The organism is Mediterraneibacter faecis (genome assembly GCF_055383675.1).
In genome coordinates, this window is record NZ_AP043803.1 from 1294950 (window position 1) to 1316656 (window position 21707).

At 40.6% G+C, this 21707-nt stretch carries 17 protein-coding genes and 1 pseudogene; 16 read left to right on the forward strand and 2 right to left on the reverse strand.

All coding sequences use genetic code 11. The features are described from left to right. Positions 1–59: 59 nt before the first annotated feature. The 3 genes and pseudogenes from ACZ47Z_RS06005 to ACZ47Z_RS06015 all read left to right on the forward strand — a co-directional run. Positions 60–566, forward strand: a pseudogene (locus ACZ47Z_RS06005) (sigma-70 family RNA polymerase sigma factor); the annotation flags it as partial. A 128-nt stretch (positions 567–694) separates the two neighbouring features. Further along, positions 695–1363: an HAD family hydrolase gene (locus tag ACZ47Z_RS06010; RefSeq protein WP_464525967.1), complete on the forward strand. Its 669-nt coding sequence runs from the start codon at positions 695–697 to the stop codon at positions 1361–1363. Continuing rightward, entirely contained in the window at positions 1363–1626 is a 264-nt protein-coding gene (locus ACZ47Z_RS06015) for a hypothetical protein (RefSeq protein WP_015528870.1), read from the forward strand. The genes ACZ47Z_RS06010 and ACZ47Z_RS06015 overlap by 1 nt, the downstream gene beginning before the upstream one ends. A 107-nt stretch (positions 1627–1733) precedes the next feature. On the opposite strand, the gene ACZ47Z_RS06020 is transcribed toward ACZ47Z_RS06015, so the two are convergent. Continuing rightward, on the reverse strand, positions 1734–1910 hold the full coding sequence (locus ACZ47Z_RS06020) for a hypothetical protein (protein WP_155492217.1): 177 nt from the start codon (positions 1908–1910) through the stop codon (positions 1734–1736). A gap of 178 nt (positions 1911–2088) precedes the next feature. Here ACZ47Z_RS06020 and pth point away from each other — a divergent pair, with 178 nt between their 5' ends. From pth to ACZ47Z_RS06035, 3 genes are all read left to right on the forward strand, one after another. Beyond that, on the forward strand, positions 2089–2667 hold the full coding sequence (pth, locus tag ACZ47Z_RS06025; protein ID WP_226870933.1) for an aminoacyl-tRNA hydrolase: 579 nt from the start codon (positions 2089–2091) through the stop codon (positions 2665–2667). Between the two features lie 2 nt (positions 2668–2669). Continuing rightward, the gene (gene mfd, locus ACZ47Z_RS06030; RefSeq protein WP_464525968.1) at positions 2670–6017 is read left to right on the forward strand and encodes a transcription-repair coupling factor; all 3348 of its coding nucleotides are present in this window, start codon (positions 2670–2672) and stop codon (positions 6015–6017) included. Between the two features lie 110 nt (positions 6018–6127). After that, on the forward strand, positions 6128–7183 hold the full coding sequence (locus ACZ47Z_RS06035) for a peptidyl-prolyl cis-trans isomerase (protein ID WP_054752875.1): 1056 nt from the start codon (positions 6128–6130) through the stop codon (positions 7181–7183). Positions 7184–7278: 95 nt separating this feature from the next. Here the strand turns inward: ACZ47Z_RS06035 and ACZ47Z_RS06040 are convergent, their stop codons facing one another. After that, positions 7279–7764, reverse strand: a complete 486-nt coding sequence (locus tag ACZ47Z_RS06040) for a cytidylate kinase-like family protein (RefSeq protein WP_015528875.1) — start codon at positions 7762–7764, stop codon at positions 7279–7281. 292 nt (positions 7765–8056) lie between these two features. Here ACZ47Z_RS06040 and ACZ47Z_RS06045 point away from each other — a divergent pair, with 292 nt between their 5' ends. The 10 genes from ACZ47Z_RS06045 (at position 8057) to gltX (ending at position 21706) form a co-directional block, all read left to right on the forward strand. Next, the gene (locus ACZ47Z_RS06045) at positions 8057–11350 is read left to right on the forward strand and encodes a DUF5717 family protein (protein WP_464525969.1); all 3294 of its coding nucleotides are present in this window, start codon (positions 8057–8059) and stop codon (positions 11348–11350) included. 15 nt (positions 11351–11365) lie between these two features. After that, positions 11366–12649: a DUF5716 family protein gene (locus ACZ47Z_RS06050; RefSeq protein ID WP_117825571.1), complete on the forward strand. Its 1284-nt coding sequence runs from the start codon at positions 11366–11368 to the stop codon at positions 12647–12649. After that, the gene (locus ACZ47Z_RS06055) at positions 12624–13391 is read left to right on the forward strand and encodes a hypothetical protein (RefSeq protein WP_015528877.1); all 768 of its coding nucleotides are present in this window, start codon (positions 12624–12626) and stop codon (positions 13389–13391) included. The genes ACZ47Z_RS06050 and ACZ47Z_RS06055 overlap by 26 nt, the downstream gene beginning before the upstream one ends. Positions 13392–13562: 171 nt before the next feature. Beyond that, positions 13563–14378: a transporter substrate-binding domain-containing protein gene (locus tag ACZ47Z_RS06060; protein ID WP_015528878.1), complete on the forward strand. Its 816-nt coding sequence runs from the start codon at positions 13563–13565 to the stop codon at positions 14376–14378. Positions 14379–14401: 23 nt separating this feature from the next. Further along, positions 14402–15088, forward strand: a complete 687-nt coding sequence (locus tag ACZ47Z_RS06065; protein WP_015528879.1) for an amino acid ABC transporter permease — start codon at positions 14402–14404, stop codon at positions 15086–15088. Between the two features lie 18 nt (positions 15089–15106). Further along, on the forward strand, positions 15107–15892 hold the full coding sequence (locus ACZ47Z_RS06070) for an amino acid ABC transporter ATP-binding protein (RefSeq protein ID WP_054752872.1): 786 nt from the start codon (positions 15107–15109) through the stop codon (positions 15890–15892). A 231-nt stretch (positions 15893–16123) separates the two neighbouring features. After that, positions 16124–17560, forward strand: coding sequence for an amidophosphoribosyltransferase (gene purF / locus ACZ47Z_RS06075; RefSeq protein WP_117825566.1), 1437 nt, complete (start codon positions 16124–16126; stop codon positions 17558–17560). Positions 17561–17634: 74 nt separating this feature from the next. Next, positions 17635–19068: an adenylosuccinate lyase gene (purB, locus tag ACZ47Z_RS06080; protein ID WP_015528882.1), complete on the forward strand. Its 1434-nt coding sequence runs from the start codon at positions 17635–17637 to the stop codon at positions 19066–19068. A gap of 136 nt (positions 19069–19204) precedes the next feature. Continuing rightward, a complete protein-coding gene (locus ACZ47Z_RS06085) occupies positions 19205–20152 on the forward strand; it encodes a hypothetical protein (RefSeq protein ID WP_054752870.1) in 948 nt (315 codons plus the stop codon). 96 nt (positions 20153–20248) lie between these two features. Next, on the forward strand, positions 20249–21706 hold the full coding sequence (gene gltX / locus ACZ47Z_RS06090; protein WP_054752868.1) for a glutamate--tRNA ligase: 1458 nt from the start codon (positions 20249–20251) through the stop codon (positions 21704–21706). The last annotated feature ends 1 nt before the right edge of the window (position 21707 follow it).

The window sequence follows — 21707 nt, forward strand, 5'->3', positions numbered from 1 at the left end:
TATCTTATTCAAGATAATTACCCTATTGGATAAAGGAAATTTCAAAATTTCCACTATAATACATTATCCCTATGATCATAGGAGAAATCCGTCGGTATCTGCGAGATAACAGTTCCCTTCGCGTGAGCCGCTCATTGCGTGATATAGCTTATAAAGTAATTTATACAAGAGAAGGTTATATCCGAAAAAATATGAAAGAACCCAGCATTCAGGAAATCGCAGAAGAGATTGGACTTTCAAAAGAAGAAGTAGTTTATGCACTGGATGCAGTACAGACACCAATGAGTCTTCAGGAACCGGTGTATAATGATGGTGGCGATGCACTGTATGTGATGGATCAGGTCAGTGATAAGAAGAACAGAGAAGAAAACTGGGTGGAAGAGTTGTCTTTAGAGGCTGCGATGGAACGGCTGAATGAAAGAGAGAGACGGCTGATCCGCTTACGATTTTTTGAAGGAAAGACGCAGATGGAAGTTTCGGAACAGATTGGAATTTCGCAGGCACAGGTGAGCCGTTTAGAGAAAAATGCTTTAAAAACAATGAGACAATATCTTCTTGGAAAATAGAGAGAAAGTATTGAAATTTTTATGACTTCATACTATGATAAGTGGGAAGAAAATGTTACGGAAAGTAACAGAAAAGAGCAGATATGGTTATGGTGTAATGTAACCAATGATAAAGTATGGAGGCAGCTATGATAAAGGCTTGTATTTTTGATCTGGATGGAACGTTGACAAACACATTGGATTCACTGGAATATTCAGTCAATGAGACGATGAAAGAGATTGGAATGCCACAGATCACAAAGGAACAGTGCCGGCAGTTCGTTGGAGATGGGGCGAAGGTTCTGCTTGAACGGACATTAAAGGCAGGCGGGGATACACAACTGTGTCATCTTGAAGAGGCGGTGGAAGCGTATGCCAGGATATTTGATGCAAATTGTATGTATAAGGTTGCTCCATACGAAGGAATTCCACAGATGTTGCAGCAGTTGAAAGAGAGTGGTATCAAACTTGCAGTTTTATCAAACAAGCCAGACAGGCAGGCTGTCCATGTGGTTGAAGAAGTATTTGGGAAAGCACTTTTTGACCATGTACAGGGACAGAAGGATGGAGTTCCTAAGAAACCGGATCCGACGGCCGCGTTGACGATTGCCAGTTCATTTGGGGTTTTGCCGGAAGAAGCAGCATACATCGGAGATTCAGAAGTGGATCTTGCAACAGGGCACACGGCAAGGATGCAGACAATTCTTGTGTCCTGGGGATTCCGTGGAAGAGAAGCTCTTTTAGAGGACGGAGCTGAATGTATTGTTGATTCAGCGGAAGAGATACGAAAGATTGTTAAGAAACAGGAGGAGAAGTAATGGGAGAGTACAATGAAGAGTGTCTGAAGACTTTTTTGGAGAAGCAGGAGCAGCTTTTTGATGAACCGGTAGCAGAGACCCTTGAGGCAGCAGAAGCTTTTCTGGAGGACTGTATGGCAGTTGTTGTAGAATCTCTGGCTGAAGTAAGAGAATACTTTGAAGAGAATGGCATGGATGTAGACGGGATGTCAGAGGAAGAATTAGAAGAGGCTTCTGAAGTATTTGCACTGCCGGATGGTACTTATCTAATTGTAGAAGGATAAGCAGAATTAAAATAGTAGTGATTGTGAAAAAGCAATTGAAAAGCCACAGAAAGGATGGACTGTGGCTTTTTTGCTGTATAAACCCGGCAAGCAGCATTTTTGAGTGCTTATGAAGAAATGTTAGTTTCAGCAATGCAACATTGAGGATCAGATTCAGGAGACGGTTCTTTTGGATGGAACATAAGAATCAGAAGAAGAATCAAAAGAATGCCAAGAGCAGCAAAAATAATAGTATAGATGATCTCTTTCATATGAAGGACAATGATTTTAGTTTTTGATTTCATGAGTATCCCCCTTTTTATACAATTTATGAATTTACAGAGCAAATATGCATGACAAATATTCACACATGCGGTAAAATAAAGATTGCTGTTTGCAAGAGGAAGTTATATGACAACAAGCCCGTGTTGCTTACAGTGGGAAGAAGAGGATGGAGAACGCATTTAGGAAAGGAAGAAGAAGATGTATATTATAGCAGGATTAGGTAATCCGACGAAAGAATACGAAGGAACAAGACACAATGTCGGATTTGATGTTATAGATCGACTTTCTGAGAGATATAATATAGATGTAACTATGGAGAAGCATCGAGCTTTGATTGGAAAGGGTATGATTGCAGGACAGAAGGTGATTTTGGTAAAACCGCAGACTTATATGAACCTTAGTGGCGAGAGTATCCGAAGTGTGATTGACTATTATAAAGTGGATCCTGAGAAGGAACTGATCGTGATTTATGATGATATCAGTCTTGGGGTAGGACAATTAAGAATTCGTGCAAAAGGCAGTGCAGGTGGGCATAATGGAATAAAAAATATTATTGCACATCTTGGCGGACAGGTTTTTCCTAGAATAAAAGTAGGAGTTGGAGAAAAACCACCGAAGTATGATCTTGCAGATTATGTTTTAGGACATTTTTCTAAAACGGAACAGGAACTGATGAGCGAAGGTTATGATAATGCGGTAAAAGCGGTGGAACTGATCGTGAGTGACCAGATGAGCGAAGCGATGAACGAATATAATCGTAAAAAGAAGGACGAGTAGAGATGCAGGCTTTTTTAGAACCATTAAAAGAACTGGCTGATTATCAGGAGATTGTCAGTTCGAGAAGAAAGAAAACGGGTTTCCTGCAAATCGCAGGATGTGTGAATTCACAGAAGATACATCTCGCGAAAGCACTGAGCGATGGCTTTGAGTACAGAGTCATCGTTTTTTCCAGTGAAGAAAAAGCAAAACAGGCTTATGAAGAATGGCGTGTACTGGAGGAAAATGTATGGTTTTATCCGGCAAGAGATCTTTTGTTTTATCATGCAGATATTAAGGGCGCATTTTTGACAGGGAAACGTATGGAAGTATTGCGTGCGATTGTAGAGAAGAAAGGACGGGAAGCAATTACTGTAGTTACAACAATGGACGCATTTCTGGATGGGCTTCCATCGAAAGAAGAACTGTATGGGAACAGGATTAAGATTCATGCAGAAGAGGCGCTGGATTTTCAGAAATTACAGGAAAACCTTTCGATATTAGGATATGAAAGGGAAAACCAGGTTGAAAGTCCGGGACAATTTGCAGTCAGAGGTGGGATTCTGGATGTATTTCCACTGACAGAGGAGAATCCGGTTCGAATTGAATTATGGGGAGATGAAGTTGATTCTATTAGAAGTTTTGATGTGGAAAGTCAGAGGTCGACAGAGAATTTACAGGAAATAGAAATCTATCCGGCAACTGAGAACTGGAAGCAGATGGAAACGGAAAGCTTTTTGGCATATTTTCCGGTAAAGGAGACAATCTTGTTTTTGGATGAACCGGTACGTCTTCAAGAATCTGCAGAAATCGTAGAAAAAGAGTACTTTCACAGCTTGGAGAGCAGAGAAGAAGCAGGTATCGAGGCAGATGAGATTCCGATTCAGGTAGAACAGACAGATCATACGATTGGAAAGATGAACAAGTATTATGGAATTGCATTTACCATGTTGGAATCAAAATGTGGAATGTTTAAAGTAAGGTCTGTCTACAGTCTGCAGGTTAAAACTGTCAATCCGTATAATAGCAGCTTTGAGCTCCTGACACGAGATCTGAAGAAACTGAAAAGAACAGGGTATCGCGTGATTCTTGTTTCGGGCTCAAGAACAAGAGCAAAACGTCTTGCAGAAGATCTGAGAGATTATGATCTGAGCAGTTTTTACAGTGAAGAGATGGAACGGCAGGTGAATCCGGGAGAGATTATGGTAACCTGTGGTTATATTTCAGAGGGATACGAGTATCCAATGTTAAAGTTTACGGTCATCTCGGAATCTGATATTTTTGGTAAGAAAAAGAAAAAAAAGAAAAGAAAAACTTATGAAGGAAAAAAAATCCAGGAATTTGCCGAACTTAAACCGGGAGACTATGTGGTACATGAGAATCACGGACTTGGAATTTATCAGGGGATTGAGAAAGTCGAAGTAGATACTGTTACTCGGGATTATATGAAAATTTCCTATGCGGACGGAGGAATTCTATATATACCGGCAACACAGATGGATCTGATCCAGAAATACGCAGGAGCAGATGCAAAGCCACCAAAATTGAATAAGCTTGGTACACCTCAGTGGAAAAAAACAAAAGGACAGGTAAAAAAAGCGGTTCAGTTAATCGCAAAAGATCTTGTAAAACTCTACGCAACGCGCCAGCAGACAGAAGGTTATGTTTATGGACCGGATACGGTCTGGCAGAGAGAGTTTGAGGAGATGTTTCCATTTGAAGAGACAGAGGATCAGCTTCGTGCAATTGAAGATACAAAGAAAGATATGGAAAGTACGAAGATTATGGATCGTCTGATCTGCGGAGATGTAGGGTATGGTAAGACTGAAATTGCGATAAGAGCAGCTTTTAAGGCAGTGCAGGAAGGAAAACAGGTTGTTTATCTTGTACCTACAACGATTCTTGCGCAGCAACACTATAATACATTTATACAAAGGTTTAAAGATTTTCCGGTGCGTGTTGACTTGATGAGCCGTTTTCGGACGCAGGCGCAGCAGAAAAAAACAGTAGAGGATTTGAAAAAAGGTCTGGTTGATATCGTGATCGGAACACACAGAGTGCTTTCAAAGGATGTTGGATATAAAGATTTAGGACTTCTGATCATAGATGAAGAACAACGTTTTGGTGTGACGCATAAGGAAAAAATTAAAAAATTAAGAGAAAATATAGACGTGCTGACGCTGACAGCAACGCCAATCCCAAGAACACTTCATATGAGTTTGATCGGAATTCGCGATATGAGTGTGCTTGAGGAAGCACCGATGGATCGTATGCCAATACAGACGTATGTAATGGAATACAATGATGAGATGGTACGTGAAGCTATTGAGCGTGAACTCGCCAGAGGTGGACAGGTCTATTATGTGTATAACAGAGTGGAAAATATTGCAGATGTGGCACTTCGTGTGCAGAAACTGGTGCCGGATGCAAGGGTATCTTACGCACATGGACAGATGAATGAACATCAGTTGGAAGATATTATGTATGATTTTATCAATGGTGATATTGATGTGCTTGTATCGACAACAATTATTGAAACAGGACTGGACATTGCGAATGCTAATACGATGATTATACAAGATGCAGATAGATTTGGACTGTCACAGTTATATCAGTTGCGAGGAAGAGTTGGGAGATCCAATCGAATGGCATATGCATTTCTGCTGTATCAGAGGGATAAGATGCTTAAAGAAGTTGCAGAGAAGAGGCTGGCTGCAATTCGTGAATTTACAGATCTTGGATCGGGATTCAAGATCGCAATGCGTGATCTTGAGATCCGAGGTGCGGGAAATCTTTTAGGAGAGTCGCAAAGTGGTCATATGGCAGCAGTTGGATATGACTTGTACTGCAAGATGCTTAATGAGGCTGTCAGTCAGTTGAAAGGTGAAAAAGAAGAAGCAGACTACGCTACAACGATTGATCTTGATATAGATGCATTTATTCCGGAATCTTACATTAAAAACGAGTATCAAAAATTGGATATTTATAAGAGAATTGCCACAATTGAAACAGAAGAAGAGATGGATGATATGACAGAAGAACTGATTGATCGTTTTGGAGATCTTCCGAAAAAAGTACAGCAGCTTCTTCATATTGCAGCACTTAAGAGTCTTGCGCATTCTGCATATATTACAGCGATAGAACAAAAGGGAAAAGACTACAAATTTATCTTATATGAAAAAGCAAATCTGGATCCGGCAAAAATTCCGGCACTTTTAAAGAAATATGGAAATAATATGATTTTCAAAGCAGAAGCAGTCCCGTATTTCCTTTATCAAAAGAAAGGGAGAAGTGGAAAAGAGAAAGGGGAAAATGTTCTGCAGATGCTAAGAGAAATTATAGAGAGTATTCGCGAACTTCGATTAGATTAGGGAAGTTGAGGAGATTCTGTGTTTGGGGTTGTGATAGAACAAAAAACACGATATAATGAGCGGTAGTATGGCTGCGTAAGTAAATACGTAAAAAGAGGAGGATTTACCAGATGGTACGTTTGGCAAAAAGGCTGGCAGTGCTTGCAGTGGCAGGCACATTGACAGCAACATCTTTGACAGGATGCGGAACAATAAATACAGATGAGACAGTTGCAACAGTCGGTGATGAGAAGATTACACTTGGAGTCGCGAATTTTTACGCAAGATTGCAGCAGGCTCAGTATGAAACCTACTATGCGAGTATGATGGGAACAACAGCAGAAGAGATGTGGGCAAAGGAAGCATCAGGCGATCAGACATATGAGGAGCAGACAAAGAAGAGTATTCTTGAGAATCTGGAGAATATGTATCTTGTTTCACAGCATGTATCTGACTATGATGTTGCACTGACAGAGGAAGAGCAGCAGGCGATTAAAGATGCAGCAGCAAAATTCGGTGAAGATAATTCGGATGATGTGAAGAAAGTGGTATCAGGAGATGAGGAGGAAGTGGCTAAAGTTCTCGAACTGATGACAATTTCGAATAAGATGGAAGCGGCAATGGAAGCTGGTGTGGATGAGAATGTATCAGATGAAGATGCAGCACAGAAGAGTATGCAATATCTCTTATTCTCATATACAACAACAGATGATTCGGGAGAATCCCAGACATTATCAGATGATGAGAAAGAAGCCTTGAAGACGACCGCACAGGCATTTGATGATCGGTTAAAGGGTGGAGAAGATATGGAGACTGTTGCATCAGCAGCAGGACTTACAGCCCAGACAGCTACATTTGATTCTGAAAGTACAAGCCCGGATAAGGATCTGATCGCAGCAGCAGATGCATTGACAAATGAAGGTGATGTTACAGATATTATAGAGACAGAGAATGGAATTTATATTGCAAAGCTTACAAGTCTTTTGGACAGAGAGGCAACAGACAGTAAAAAAGAAAGTATTGTAAGTGAGAGAAAAAAGGAACAGTATGATTCACTTCTGGAGCAGTGGAAAAAGGATACAAAAATCAAAGAAGAGAAAAAAGTATGGAAGAAGATCAGTTTTGAAAAACAGGGTGTAACAATTAAAACGTCAGATACATCAGATACTTCAGACAGCCAGAATTAAAAAAACAGGGACAAAAACTTTGTGAAGACCAACAAGTTTTTGTCCCTGTTATATTTACACGAGCAACGAGCCAAAGTCCGTGCTTTCACGAAAAATTAAATGTATTCCAGTTTTTCGAAATAATGCATTAAGATATCAGCACAGTTTTCAACACCAAGTTCGGAAGTGTCAAGAATCATGTGATAATCATTCACATCTCCCCAGGTCTTGCCGGTGTGTTCATAATAATAAGCAGCACGCTCTTCATCCGTATGCTCCACCTTTTCTTTTGCGGCATCATGATCAAGATTTTCTTTTTTCATGATTCTCTGAATGCGGTCCTCTTTGGCAGCACTCACATAGATGTTTAATACATTCATCCGGTCTTTCAGAATATCTGAGGCGCATCGTCCGAGAATAATGCAAGGGTTTTCAGCCAGTTTCCGGATTGCTTCAGCTTCACTTTCATATTTGTGATCAGAGAGCTTTTCTTCTATATAGGCCTTGTCATAGACCGGAATATCAAGTCGTTTCGAAAGCTCTTCAGCAATAATGCTGGCTCCGGTACCGAAACGACGACTCATAGTAATTACTAATTTCATAATGAAGTCCTCCTTTGTAGAAATAACATTCAGATGAATTTTATTATAGCACGTTCTGTTTGATTTGTCTCGGTTTTACTTACTTGTATCCAATGATGGGAAGCTGCCGGTAAAAATGTATCCATTTTTCAGGGAAAATAAAGAAGGAATTTTAATGAAAAAATGGATGTAAAACTTTATACAATCCCCCATTGCAAGATCATGTATACTAATGATATAATTTATAGTAGCGTTTTTGGCAGTTGCCAGAAGCAAACTTATGGATGATTAAAAATTTGAGTAGGTGACGGATTTGAAGAATAAGATCAAACGTTTTGCAAAGGGGGATTTTCACATCCCGCAGCCGGAAATTATTTTTCCTGAGACTCACATTACGATGCGTGTCGGAGAAGGAGAAAAATATGAGGGAAGCTTTTCTCTGCAGAATGAAGGGGAAGGGACAATACGTGGACTTGTATATCCTTCTTCCTATCGTGTACAGTGCGCAGAGCAGGGTTTTGATGGAAATCCGGTAAATATTTATTATACATACGATGGAAGAGGACTTGTGCCGGGACATGTTGAACATGGGAAATTTACGATTGTATGTAATGGTGGAGAGTATGATATTGCATTTACTGCAATTATTGAGAAACCATTTGTTATGACTCGATACGGAAAGGTTCAGAGCCTGGAAGATTTTAAGAAGCTTACATATCGTGATGCAGCTGAGGCAGTGAAGTTATTCCGGTCCAGAGATTTCTTTGAAATTCTCAAATATGAAGATACGAGGATCAAGGCGCTTTATAATAATATGCGTAAATGGGAACTGGATCAGCACGCCCTTGAAGAATTCCTGGTAGGGTGCAAGCAGAAAGAGAAGATTTTTCTTACATTGGAAGAAGAAAGCCGTGCTTTTATTTCTCTTGTAGAAGACAGAAAAGAGACTTTTACTGTGAAGAAAAATACCTGGGGATATCTGGAGATTGATGTAAGAACAGAAGGCGATTTCCTTTCTGTTGAGCACAGACATCTGACGACAGACGAATTTATAGGTAATGCCTATCGTCTGGAATATGGTATTTCTATGGACAAGCTTCACAGAGGAAGTAACTTTGGAAGGATTATTCTGGAAACTCCATATGAAACATTGAGTTATGAGGTCGTAGTGGAAAAGGATATTTGCAGAGATGAGGAACATCGTGCAAATGAAAAGGAATTTAATGTAATTCTGAAAGATTATCTGAAATATGAAGGTGACAAGATGTCACTGGAAGATTGGACAGAGACTTCTATTAAGAAAATTTCACATCTTCGCGAGGTAGATGAACGTAATGAATTTTACCTTCTTGCCCAGGCACATATCTGCATTTTGGGTAATCGGATGGATGAGGCAAAATGGCTTTTAGAATCTTATAACTACAATCGTTTTGCAATCGGTAAGGATGTTGAATTGAGTTCCTATTACCTTTATCTGACGACAAAGCTGAGTAATGATTCGATTGGGCAGAGAAGGGTCGCAGAAGAACTTTCACGTTCTTTTATGAAGCATCCGGACAGCTGGCGGATTCTTTGTATGCTGATTGAGGTTGATTCGGAATATAAAATCTACAGTGAAAGACTGAATGTGCTTGAGAAGCAGTTTATGGAGTATAAGTCTCACAGCTTATGGTTCTATCTTCAGGCATTCCGTTGTTTTAAAGAGAAGAGCTCATCTCTTAAAAAACTCGGACAGTTTGAAGTACAGGTTCTGCTTTTTGGCGTGAAATATAAACTGATGACGAAGGAACTTGCATTATATACAGCAAACCTGGCAAGTCAGATGAAGAATTTTGATAAACATCTGTATAATGTACTTGTGAAGTGTTATGAGATGTATGATGAAGCGATGATATTGACTTCTATCTGTACATTGCTTATAAAAGGCAGCAGAACAGAACACATCTATTTCCATTGGTATGAGAAAGCGGTAGACGCAGAGTTGAAGATCGCGCAGCTTTACGAATATTATATGGCGGCTGCGAGACCGGAAGAATTTCATAAGCCGCTTCCTCGTTCGGTATATTTGTATTTTATGCATGGAAATTCTCTGGATTATAAGAAATGCGCATTTTTGTATGCAAATCTGATTACTTATGAAGATGAGACAAGTGAGATTTATGCGCACTACAGGGATGAGATGGAAGAATTCACATGGAATCAGTTGGAGAAGAGAAATATAGATGAAGATCTGCGGATTATTTATAAGCGATTCCTTGTAGAGACAGACATGAGTCAGGACAGAATCCGCGCTCTTTATGATGTGTGTCACGCATATTGGATTACAACAAAGGTTCCGAATATGAAATTTATTCATGTAATCGCAGCTGATGGAACAATTACACAGAAGGCAGCATATACAGAGAATGGAGCCAGAGTATTTCTGTATGCAAAGACGGATCGCATTGTATGGGAAGCAAAAGATGGAAGACATTATACAGATTCTATCCCATATGAGAGTAAACGTCTGTTTTATGAACTTAGATATATGGATATCTGCAGAAAATATGCAAATAGCCTGAACCGAAGCAAAGCGTTTGAAGAAGAGGAAGAGCTGACACTGGAAATCGTAAAGGAAAAGGGTCTGGAAAATTTCCCGGAGGATGAGATCCAGGTACTGTGCAGCAAGATGATTCGTGAGACAAATTATGAGAATGATGATTTCCTGACCTATGTTTGTTATGATTTATTTAAGAAAAAACAGTATGATAAAGTGATTCTTACGTATTTGGCAAACTTCTACTGTGGAGCAACACAGGAGATGAAGGAATTGTGGAAAGTTGCCAGAGAGTATGAAGTCCATACACACAAACTGGCAGAACGGATCATTACACAGATGCTCTTTTCAGAGGAATTATTCCAGGAGACAAAAGTATTTGAAGCTTATTATGATGAAGGTGCATACTTCCGGCTCCAGCAGGCTTATCTGGCATATGTCTCCAGAGAATATGTTGTAGAAGCACGTAAGATAGAGAAATCTATAATTGATATTATCTGCAGGGAAGCAGAGAAGGGTGAGGCAACAATCGATATTTGTATGATTGCTGTTTTGAAATATTATTCGGATCAAGAGTATGAAACAATCCTTAAGAAGACGCTGAAAAAGTTTATGCAGGAACTTTGTGGCAAACAGATTTATTTCCCATTTTTCCTTAAGTATGATAAGGAGTGGCTGATTGAATTCCAGTTGTGGGATAAGACACTGGTAGAATACAAGGGCCAGAAGGATAGCCGTGTTATGTTGTATTATCAGTTGCAGAAAGGTGGAAACGGAGATTCTGATTATGCAACAGAACTTCTGACACCAATGTATGAGAATTTGTATGTGAAGAAGTTTGTGTTGTTCTCGCATGAACGACTGATCTATTATTTTAAAGAAACAATTGACGGAAATTCTTACAGAAGTGAGAAAAAGATCTGCCAGCATACGGTTGAAAAAGGTGAACCGGGCAGATATGGAAGGCTCAATGACATTATTCTGGAAGAAGATCCGGAAGAACGAGAGAAGAAGATGAAGCAGTATGCACTGGAAGATGCGGTTGCATCACATATGTTCATACAGTATTAAGGAGGAAATCTTTTCATGGGACAGGGAAGTATAATTGGATATGAGATAAATGAAAAGACATGCCAGATCAGTTTTTATAATGATAAAGAGATGGAACCTCAGACACTGGAAGTTGACTCAGATAATTTCCAGATTCCTTTGATTATTGGAAAACTAAGAGACACATGGGCATATGGAAAAGAGGCAAAACGTCTTGCAACACTGAAAGAAGGATTTACTGTTGCCCGTCTGCTTTCGAGAAGTCTTGCAAATGAGAAAATTGAATTTGGTGATGAGACATATGATGCAGTATGGCTGCTTTCACAGTTTATCCAGATGTCTTTACAGTCATTTCCTAAAATTGATGGAATTGTGTTCAGCGTACCGGTTCTTACAGAAGAACTGGCACAGATGCTTCGAAGGATCGCAGTTCGCATGAATATTGATAAAAGACATATCTTTATTCAGGATTATAAAGAGAGTTTTTGTAATTATCTCTTCTATCAGCCGAAAGAACTGTGGCAGTATGATGCAGCATTGTTCTGCTGTGACCGTAATGAGATCAAAGCATATATGCTGCGCAGACTGAAGCCGGGACTTGGTGGTGGAAAGACTACATTTGTTACGGTTGATGAAGTTGCAAATGCACATATGAAAGAACTGGCGCTTGTTTATCCGGTTTTGAACGAGGATAAAGCAAAAGAAGCCGATGCGATGTTCTGTAAATTTATACAGAGCGTGTTTGATAAGAGGATTGTTTCTTCCGTATTCCTGACAGGAGAAGGGTTCGAAAATAACTGGTATCCGAAGTCATTGCGGGTGCTTTGCAATGGAAGAAGAGCATTTATCGGAAATAATCTGTACAGCAAAGGAGCTTGCTATACTGCATACAGAAAATTGTATATGCATATAGAGAATCCGGTTTATCTATCGGAGACTAAGCTGACAGATCAGATTACAGTCAATATGCGTGTGGATGGTCAGGAAATGTGGTATCCGCTTGTTTCCTGGGGTGCACACTGGTATGAGTCGAATAATCAGTGGGAAGTGATCCTTGAAGAGGGTGATGATATAGAATTCCATATCGAGTCACTGGTTCAGGGAACGGTTAAGACCGAAAAAATCTCTTTGGAGAGACTTCCGAAGAGAGCAGAGTATTCGATAAGACTTCAGATAGAAACGATGTTTCTGGATGAAAAAACCTGCAAGATTACAGTACGTGATGTCGGATTTGGAGATTTCTTCCTACCGACGGATTTCCGTGAGGAAAAGGTGATACATTTAGGAGGTAATGATGGGAAATTTAATTCTTTGTCATGACAGACACGCGGCACATCCTTATGAGATTTCCAGGATCCATTGCAGGATCTTTACGATAGAAGAATTGTGTTACTATCTGTGTAATAATTTATATTTGATCGATTATACGATCATGAATGAACCGCTTTGCACCTGGCTGGAAGAAGAGATTGGGATGAAAGAACTGGCAGAGCAGCTTCGAGATTTGATGCGTATGCGTGGATCTGTCGAGAATTTTGTTCTTACAATCCTGAAAGCTTCAAAGATCTATAAAGAATCGGAAATGATCCGTATCCAGAATGTTTTGGAACATCTGAAAAATCAGAAGGATGTAGAGCGTAAGAAGTATAAAGGCGATAATCTTCTTGAAAGCGGTGAGATTGAAGAAGCGATCATCGTTTATCAGGAAATCCTGAATCAGGAAAAAGATGAGAGTGTAGATGAAAAATTCTATGGAAAGATCTATGCATGTCTTGGAGCGGCATATGGACGATTGTTCCTTTATCAGGAAGCGGCCAAAATGTATGACAGAGCCTACCAGATCTGCGAAGATAAGGAATTACTAAAACCATATCTGTATGCGTCTTATAAGTATATGTCGCTGGAAGAATTTCACATTTTGCTTACAAAGCACAGTGAATATCAGGAAGTGAATGCACAGATGAGAAGCGAGATGGACGAAGTGAAGCAGAATCTTCAGATTGAGCCAAATGAAGTACTTTTGGAGAAGTGGAAGAGGAAACATAGAAGAAATCATACATAATACAGACTTTTTATGCAGCTGTTCACAGAATCTATGAGCAGCTGCATTGTTTACTGTTTTGGGGTTTGACATATATTGTATGCTATGGTAGAATACAACGGTAACTTTACCGTAGTACAGTGACTCATTGGTAGAGAATAAAAGCCAAACTCGATGATGGAGGGTATTATTATGAAAAGAAAAGTATTAAGTGTGTTATTATGTGCAGGACTTGCAGTTTCTATGTTAGCAGGATGTGGTTCAGACTCTTCTAATGCGAATAAGAAAGCGGAATCAACAGGGAGTGATCTTGAATATGTGAAAGACAAAGGGACACTCGTGGTCGGTGTTACTGACTTTGAACCAATGGATTATAAAGATGATAATGGTGAGTGGGTCGGATTTGATGCAGACATGGCGAAAGCATTTGCAGAGAGTATAGGTGTTGAAGCTGAGTTTGTAGAGATTGACTGGGATAATAAAGAGCTTGAGCTTGATGGAAAGTCAATCGACTGCGTATGGAATGGTATGACACTGATTGATGAAGTGAAGAGTTCTATGGAATGCACAGATGCTTATATGAATAACGCGCAGGTTGTAGTTGTACCGGCTGACAAAGCAGATAAGTATCAGGATGAGGAAAGTGTGAAAGATTTAACTTTTGCAGTAGAAGCAGGAAGTGCAGGGGAAGATCAGGTTGAAAGAATTGGTGCACAGTATACAGCCGTTTCATCACAGGCAGATGCACTGATGGAGGTTGCTTCCGGAAACTCAGATGCAGCTGCAATTGATGCTTTGATGGCAGCAGCTATGATCGGAGAAGGAACAGGTTATGCAGATCTTACTTACACAATAAGTCTGAACAATGAGGAGTATGGCGTTGGATTCCGTAAAGGATCTGATCTTGCAGCAGCTCTGAACGATTACTTTAAAAAGAGTATGGAAGATGGATCAATGAAGAAATGTGCTGAGACTTATAAAGTACAGGCTGCATTGATCGAAAAATAAATTTAGGATGGAGCTTTAATAAAATGGAACTTATTATGGAACAATTTCCAATCGTTATTCACTCACTGAATGTGGGATTTTTACAGACGCTGAAGCTGTTTTTTGCAACCCTTCTCGGTGCAATTCCATTGGGACTGGTTATTGCATTTGGATCAATGTCACATTTTAAACCGTTGAGTTATATCACGAATATCATTGTCTGGATCGTGCGAGGCACACCGCTTATGATTCAGATGCTGATCATTTATTATTTCCCGGGACTGGTCTTAGGAAACCCAATTTGGGGTGGCGGTGAAAGCGGAAGATTTCTTGCAGCTTCGGTTGCATTTATCTTTAACTATGCATGCTATTTCTCGGTAATTTACCGCGGAGGAATCCAGGGTATCCCACAGGGACAGACGGAGGCCGGACTTGTTCTTGGAATGACAAAGCATCAGATCTTCTTTAAGGTTAAGCTGCTTCAGATGGTGAAGAGAATTGTTCCACCGATGTCAAATGAGATCATTACGCTTGTAAAAGATACTTCTCTTGCACGAATCATTGCACTGCAGGAGATTATCTGGGCAGGACAGGCGTTCCTGAAAGGTTCTCAGGGAATCTCAGGTGCGATCTGGCCGATGTTCTTTACAGCTTTTTATTATCTGATCTTCAATGGTATTCTGACAGTCCTTCTTGGAAAGCTTGAGAAGAAGCTGGAATATTTTAATTAAATGGGGAGGAAGAGATAAATGGCAATACTTGAAGTAGAACATATTAATAAAACATTTGGACGGACAGAAGTATTGAAAGATATCAGCTTTTCGTTGGAACGTGGACAGGTACTTTCCTTGATTGGTTCCTCGGGAAGTGGAAAGACAACACTTCTGCGCTGTCTGAATTTTCTGGAGACACCGGATAAAGGTGTGATCCGTGTAAATGATGAATTATTGTTTGATGCTGCAAATCCTGTAACAAAACAGGAAAGTGAGATCCGTAAGAAAAGATTACATTTTGGACTTGTATTCCAGTCTTTTAATCTGTTCCCGCAGTATACAGCACTTGGGAATGTAATGCTGGCGAAGGAACTACTTGCAAAAAGTCAGCCTGATTATAAGGCGCGCAAGAAAGAGATACACGCAGAGATTGAAGCAGAAGCAAAGCGCCTCTTAGATCAGATGGGACTTTCAGAGCGTATGAATAACTATCCGCATCAACTTTCCGGAGGACAGTGTCAGCGTGTGGCGATTGCCCGTGCACTTGCACTCAGTCCGGATATTCTGTGCTTTGACGAGCCGACTTCAGCGCTGGATCCGGAGCTTACAGGTGAAGTGCTGAAGGTAATCAAAGGACTTGCGGATCAGAATACTACGATGATCATCGTAACGCATGAGATGGCATTTGCAAGAGATGTATCGGACAAAGTTCTGTTTATGGATGACGGTAAGATACTTGAGCAGGGAACACCTGAGGAAGTGTTTGAGAATCCAAAAGAAGAGCGTACCCGTCAATTTTTGTCTCGTTATACGAATGGATAGTGATTTTGTAAATACTGACAAAAAACGAAGGCGGTAATAAGATACGAAGAATAAAAACAACGAATATATTAGAAATGCTAATATATCAAGCGCGAATAAAATAATGAGCAGGAAGAAATACAAGGCGGGGGGAATGTTGATTTTCACTCTGCCTTATATTATAATCGGTTTTGTATGATACAGAAATCATGATAAAAACTAGCAGGAACTAGGTAAGGAGCATAAACTGACATGAGTGAATTTGAAAAAGCAGTGACGGGACTTGGGGAAGAATGCGGTGTTTTTGGTGCTTATGATGTGGATGGACAGGATGTGGCTGCATCAGTCTATTATGGCTTGTTTGCTCTGCAGCATAGAGGTCAGGAGAGCTGCGGTATTGCAGTGACAGACACTTATGGGAAGAGAAACGTTCTTTCAAAGAAAGGACTTGGCCATGTAGATGACGTGTTTAACGAAGAGGGACTTTCAGAATTGAAAGGAAATCTTGGAGTAGGACATGTGAGATATTCAACAGCAGGCGGAACACGTGTAGAGAATGCAATGCCACTTGTTATAAACTATGTAAAGGGAACACTTGCGATTGCACATAACGGAAATTTAGTAAATGCGATCGAGCTGAGAGAAAAACTCAGCCAGACGGGTGCTATTTTCCAGACAACAATAGACTCTGAGGTGATCGCATATCTTATTGCGAGAGAACGTCTTCATACACCGACAGCAGAAGAGGCTGTGAAGTGTGCGATGCAGAAGATCAAGGGAGCGTACGCACTTGTCGTTAGCAGCCCGAGAAAAATGATTGGCGCAAGGGATCCGTTTGGACTCAAGCCACTGTGCATCGGAAAACGTGACAATACATATTTCCTTGCTTCTGAGAGCTGTGCAATCGCAGCTGTAGACGGTGAGTTTGTAAGAGATGTTCTTCCGGGAGAAATCGTAACAATTACAAGAAAACATGGAATCCAGTCAGATACGAGTATGGTGATCGATTCGGAAAAACAGGCAAGATGTATTTTTGAGTATATTTATTTTGCAAGAACAGACAGTACAATCGATGGTGTAGGTGTATACCATTCCAGAATTCTGGCAGGAAAAGCACTTGCGGAATCTTATCCGGTAGACGCTGATCTTGTTGTAGGAGTTCCGGACTCCGGTCTGGTAGCAGCGAAAGGATATTCTGAGCAGTCAGGAATTCCGTATGGAATGGCATTTCACAAGAATAGCTATGTGGGAAGAACATTTATCAAACCGAAACAAAGCGAACGTGTTTCCAGTGTAAAAATCAAACTGAATGTGATTCCGGAAGTTGTAAAGGGAAAACGAATCGTAATGGTAGATGATTCCATCGTGCGTGGAACAACTTGTGCAAATATCATTAAGATGCTGAAAAAAGCCGGAGCAAAAGAGGTACATGTACGTATCAGTTCTCCACCGTTCTTACATCCATGCTTCTTTGGAACGGATGTTCCGTCAAATGAGCAGCTGATCGCACATACTCACACACAGGAGGAGATCCGTCAGCTGATTGGAGCAGACTCTCTTGGATACATGGAGATTGAGAAACTGAAAGACATGGTTGGAGATCTTAAGTATTGCGATGCCTGCTTTACAGGAAAGTATCCGATGGAAGTTCCGAAAGAGGATATCAGTCAGGCATTTGAACAAAATTGATTTTGAAGACTCAGTTTATGTGTTATAATAGATGAACAGTTACGATAAAGATATGAAACAAGGAGAAAAGAATTATGAGTAATGATCGTTATGTAAGCCCGCTTTCAGAGCGTTATGCAAGCCGCGAGATGCAGTATATCTTCTCACCGGACAAAAAGTTCAGAACATGGAGAAGACTTTGGATCGCACTGGCAGAGACTGAGAAGGAGCTTGGACTCAACATCACGGATGAGCAGATCGAAGAGATGAAGAGCCATGCGGATGATATTAACTTTGAGGTGGCAAAGGAACGTGAGAAGGTTGTACGTCATGATGTTATGTCTCATGTTTATGCATATGGTGTTCAGTGTCCGAAAGCAAAAGGAATCATCCATCTTGGAGCTACATCCTGTTATGTAGGAGATAATACAGATATTATTATTATGGCAGAAGCACTGAAACTGGTTCGCACAAAGCTTGTGAATGTAATTGCAGAGCTTGCGAAGTTCGCAGAGGAGCAGAAGAACCAGCCTACACTTGCTTTTACACATTTCCAGCCGGCACAGCCGACAACTGTTGGAAAGAGAGCAACTCTTTGGATGCAGGAGTTTGAAATGGATCTTGAGGATCTGGAATATGTACTTGGAAGCCTGAAACTGCTTGGATCTAAAGGAACAACAGGAACACAGGCAAGTTTCCTTGAACTGTTTGACGGAGATCAGGAGACAATTGACAAGATCGATCCAATGATCGCTGAGAAGATGGGATTTAAGGCATGTTATCCGGTATCCGGACAGACTTATTCAAGAAAAGTAGACACAAGAGTACTGAATGTACTGGCAGGAATTGCTGCAAGTGCTCACAAATTCTCTAATGATATCCGTCTGCTCCAGCATTTGAAAGAAATTGAAGAACCATTTGAGAAGACACAGATCGGATCTTCAGCAATGGCTTATAAGAGAAACCCGATGAGAAGTGAGAGAATTGCTTCCCTTTCAAGATATGTGATGATCGATGCACTTAATCCGGCAATCACATCTGCAACACAGTGGTTTGAGAGAACACTTGATGATTCCGCTAACAAGCGTCTGAGTGTTCCGGAAGGATTCCTTGCAATCGACGGAATACTTGATCTTTGTCTGAACGTTGTAGACGGACTGGTTGTATACCCGAAAGTAATCGAGAAGCGTCTGATGTCCGAACTTCCATTCATGGCAACAGAGAATATTATGATGGATGCTGTTAAAGCCGGTGGAGACCGTCAGGAGCTGCACGAAAGAATCCGTGAGCTTTCTATGGAAGCAGGAAGAAATGTAAAAGAGAAGGGACTTGACAATAACCTTCTTGAACTGATCGCAGCAGATCCGGCATTCAACCTGACTTTAGAGGATCTTCAGAAGACAATGAAACCGGAGAAATATGTTGGACGTGCAAGTGAGCAGGTAGATGCTTATCTTAAAAATGTGATCCGTCCACTGCTTGAAAAGAATAAAGAGATCCTTGGCGTGAAGGCTGAAATTAACGTATAGAATCCTTGGAATCTATCAGGACAAAGCGGAAAAATCAAAGGGATGTTGCATTTGGTTGCAGCATCCTTTTTTCTTTGATAAACTAAAATTATTTCGTATATTAAAATATGGGGGAAAGAGAAAGGAATAAGAGAACATGGATATAGGACTGAATTGGAATGAATGGCATCAGGAAGCGGCGAGAAAACCATATGTCAGAGTGGGAGTGACTTTATTAAGTGGTGCGCTGATTCTGATGCCTGCACAGGAAATTGTTTCATTATATTTGGAAAAGAATCTGATTTCCGAAATAGAGGTCTGTGCGACACCAGAGGATATAAATGTGTCAGGAAATGATCTGCCGGAAAAAGTAACAATAGAAGCTATCCAGACAGATGTTAACCAAGCAGATGTTATCCAGGTAGCAGCTGTTCCGGCAGAAATCTTAGTGGAAGAACCTATGGTAGAAGAAATTGTGGTGGAAGAACCAGTAGTAGAAGAGATTGTGGCAGAAAAACCAGGTGTGAAAAGAGATACAACTATAAATGTTGCAAGTGAACCGGTAATTACAAATCCTGATTCAATAGAAAATGTAAAAAATGAAAATGAGGATGAAGAAGGGTCGATAGCAGTGGGAAATACAGATACCGGATATCTTATTAATGCGGAAGGTATGATCTGTGGACTTTCAGGAGACAAAGAAGTGATAAAGGATGGAGTATTGTACTTTCCTGAAGAAGGATGTTCCGGAATTGCGAGAGGAGCACTGTCGGGTCTTGGTTCTGCTGTAGAAGAGATTGAAATTCCTGCTAATATAACAAATATTCAGCCAGGAGCGTTTGTGGGGCTGAGTAATCTGGGATGGATAGAAGCAGATGCAGCAAATCCAGCCTATGTTACGGTAGATGGTGTACTTTACACGGCAGATGGCACAGTTCTTCTTGCATTTCCGGCAGCGTGGACAGGAACCTTTCAGGTGCCGGAAAGTGTGAAAAGTTTTGCGGAAAGTGCATTTGATGGAACAAATCTGGAATGTATTGATGCAAGATCCTGTACACTTGAACAGGCGGGAAGTATTCCTGAAACGGTGAAACTTTTGGAGTAAAAGAAAAACATTGATTTTGTTTGTTGAAGAATTTGGGGACTTGCGCTATAATATGACGAGATTGAACAATAACAAACAGGAATTGGAGAAGATAGAATGAGTAAGAAAGTAAGAACAAGATTTGCACCAAGCCCGACAGGAAGAATGCATGTGGGTAACTTAAGAACAGCACTATACGCGTATCTGATCGCAAAGCATGAAGGGGGAGATTTCCTCCTTCGTGTAGAGGATACAGACCAGGAACGTTTTGTGGAAGGTGCACTTGATATCATTTACAGAACAATGGAGAAAACAGGTCTCATCCATGATGAGGGACCGGATAAAGATGGCGGATATGGACCGTATGTACAGAGTGAGCGTAATGCATCAGGACTTTATCTTAAATATGCAAAGCAGCTTGTAGAGCAGGGAGATGCTTATTACTGTTTCTGTGACAAAGAGCGTCTGGAGTCTTTAAAGACACAGGTTTCCGAAGGTGGAGTAGAGATTTCTGTTTATGATAAGCACTGCTTAAGTCTGAGCAAGGAAGAAGTAGAGGCGAATTTGGCAGCAGGTAAGCCATGGGTTATCCGTCTGAATGTACCGAATGAAGGTGAGACAACATTCCATGATGAGATCTACGGAGATATCACAGTTCCGAATGCAGAGCTTGACGATATGATCCTGATCAAATCTGATGGATTCCCGACATATAATTTTGCAAACGTAATTGACGATCATCTGATGGAGATTTCACATGTTGTTCGTGGAAATGAGTACTTATCTTCAGCACCGAAGTATAACCGCCTTTATGAGGCGTTTGGCTGGGAAGTACCGGTTTATGTACACTGTCCACTGATCACAGATGAGAATCATAAGAAATTGAGCAAGAGATGTGGACATTCTTCTTATGAAGATCTGATCGAGCAGGGATATGTTTCAGAGGCAGTTGTGAATTATGTTGCACTGCTCGGATGGTGCCCGACAGACAACAGAGAAATCTTCTCACTGGAAGAGCTTGTTGAGGCATTTGATTATCATCATATGAGTAAATCTCCGGCTGTGTTTGATACAGTGAAATTAAAATGGATGAACGGAGAATATCTCAAGGCAATGGATTTTGATAAGTTCTATGCACTTGCAGAGCCATACCTGAAAGAGGCAGTAACAAAGGACTATGATCTGAAGAAGATTGCAGCACTCGTGAAGACAAGAATTGAGATTCTTCCGGAGATCAAAGAGCAGGTTGATTTCTTTGAAGAACTTCCGGATTATGATATCGCGCTTTATACACATAAGAAGATGAAGACAGATGCGGAGAAGTCACTCGCACTTCTGAATGAGGTACTTCCGGTTCTCGAAGCACAGGATGACTTTAGCAATGATGCATTGTTTGAGACATTGAAAGCATTTGCAACAGAAAAAGGATACAAAGTAGGTTATGTAATGTGGCCGCTTCGTACAGCAGTTTCCGGAAAACAGAATACTCCGGGTGGAGCAACAGAACTGATGGAAGTACTCGGAAAAGATGAATCTCTTAGAAGAATCCGTCTTGGAATCGAGAAACTTCAGTAAG

Excerpts from the sequence above, each read along its gene's own strand:
- purB (WP_015528882.1), top strand. The coding sequence starts at position 17,635 with ATGAGTAATGATCGTTATGTAAGCCCGCTTTCAGAGCGTTATGCAAGC.
- ACZ47Z_RS06040 (WP_015528875.1), bottom strand. The coding sequence starts at position 7,764 with ATGAAATTAGTAATTACTATGAGTCGTCGTTTCGGTACCGGAGCCAGC.
- ACZ47Z_RS06050 (WP_117825571.1), top strand. The coding sequence starts at position 11,366 with ATGGGACAGGGAAGTATAATTGGATATGAGATAAATGAAAAGACATGC.
- ACZ47Z_RS06060 (WP_015528878.1), top strand. The coding sequence starts at position 13,563 with ATGAAAAGAAAAGTATTAAGTGTGTTATTATGTGCAGGACTTGCAGTT.
- gltX (WP_054752868.1), top strand. The coding sequence starts at position 20,249 with ATGAGTAAGAAAGTAAGAACAAGATTTGCACCAAGCCCGACAGGAAGA.
- ACZ47Z_RS06085 (WP_054752870.1), top strand. The coding sequence starts at position 19,205 with ATGGATATAGGACTGAATTGGAATGAATGGCATCAGGAAGCGGCGAGA.
- ACZ47Z_RS06010 (WP_464525967.1), top strand. The coding sequence starts at position 695 with ATGATAAAGGCTTGTATTTTTGATCTGGATGGAACGTTGACAAACACA.
- ACZ47Z_RS06035 (WP_054752875.1), top strand. The coding sequence starts at position 6,128 with ATGGTACGTTTGGCAAAAAGGCTGGCAGTGCTTGCAGTGGCAGGCACA.
- ACZ47Z_RS06015 (WP_015528870.1), top strand. The coding sequence starts at position 1,363 with ATGGGAGAGTACAATGAAGAGTGTCTGAAGACTTTTTTGGAGAAGCAG.
- ACZ47Z_RS06055 (WP_015528877.1), top strand. The coding sequence starts at position 12,624 with ATGGGAAATTTAATTCTTTGTCATGACAGACACGCGGCACATCCTTAT.
- ACZ47Z_RS06020 (WP_155492217.1), bottom strand. The coding sequence starts at position 1,910 with ATGAAATCAAAAACTAAAATCATTGTCCTTCATATGAAAGAGATCATC.
- ACZ47Z_RS06065 (WP_015528879.1), top strand. The coding sequence starts at position 14,402 with ATGGAACTTATTATGGAACAATTTCCAATCGTTATTCACTCACTGAAT.
- ACZ47Z_RS06070 (WP_054752872.1), top strand. The coding sequence starts at position 15,107 with ATGGCAATACTTGAAGTAGAACATATTAATAAAACATTTGGACGGACA.
- pth (WP_226870933.1), top strand. The coding sequence starts at position 2,089 with ATGTATATTATAGCAGGATTAGGTAATCCGACGAAAGAATACGAAGGA.
- purF (WP_117825566.1), top strand. The coding sequence starts at position 16,124 with ATGAGTGAATTTGAAAAAGCAGTGACGGGACTTGGGGAAGAATGCGGT.
- mfd (WP_464525968.1), top strand. The coding sequence starts at position 2,670 with ATGCAGGCTTTTTTAGAACCATTAAAAGAACTGGCTGATTATCAGGAG.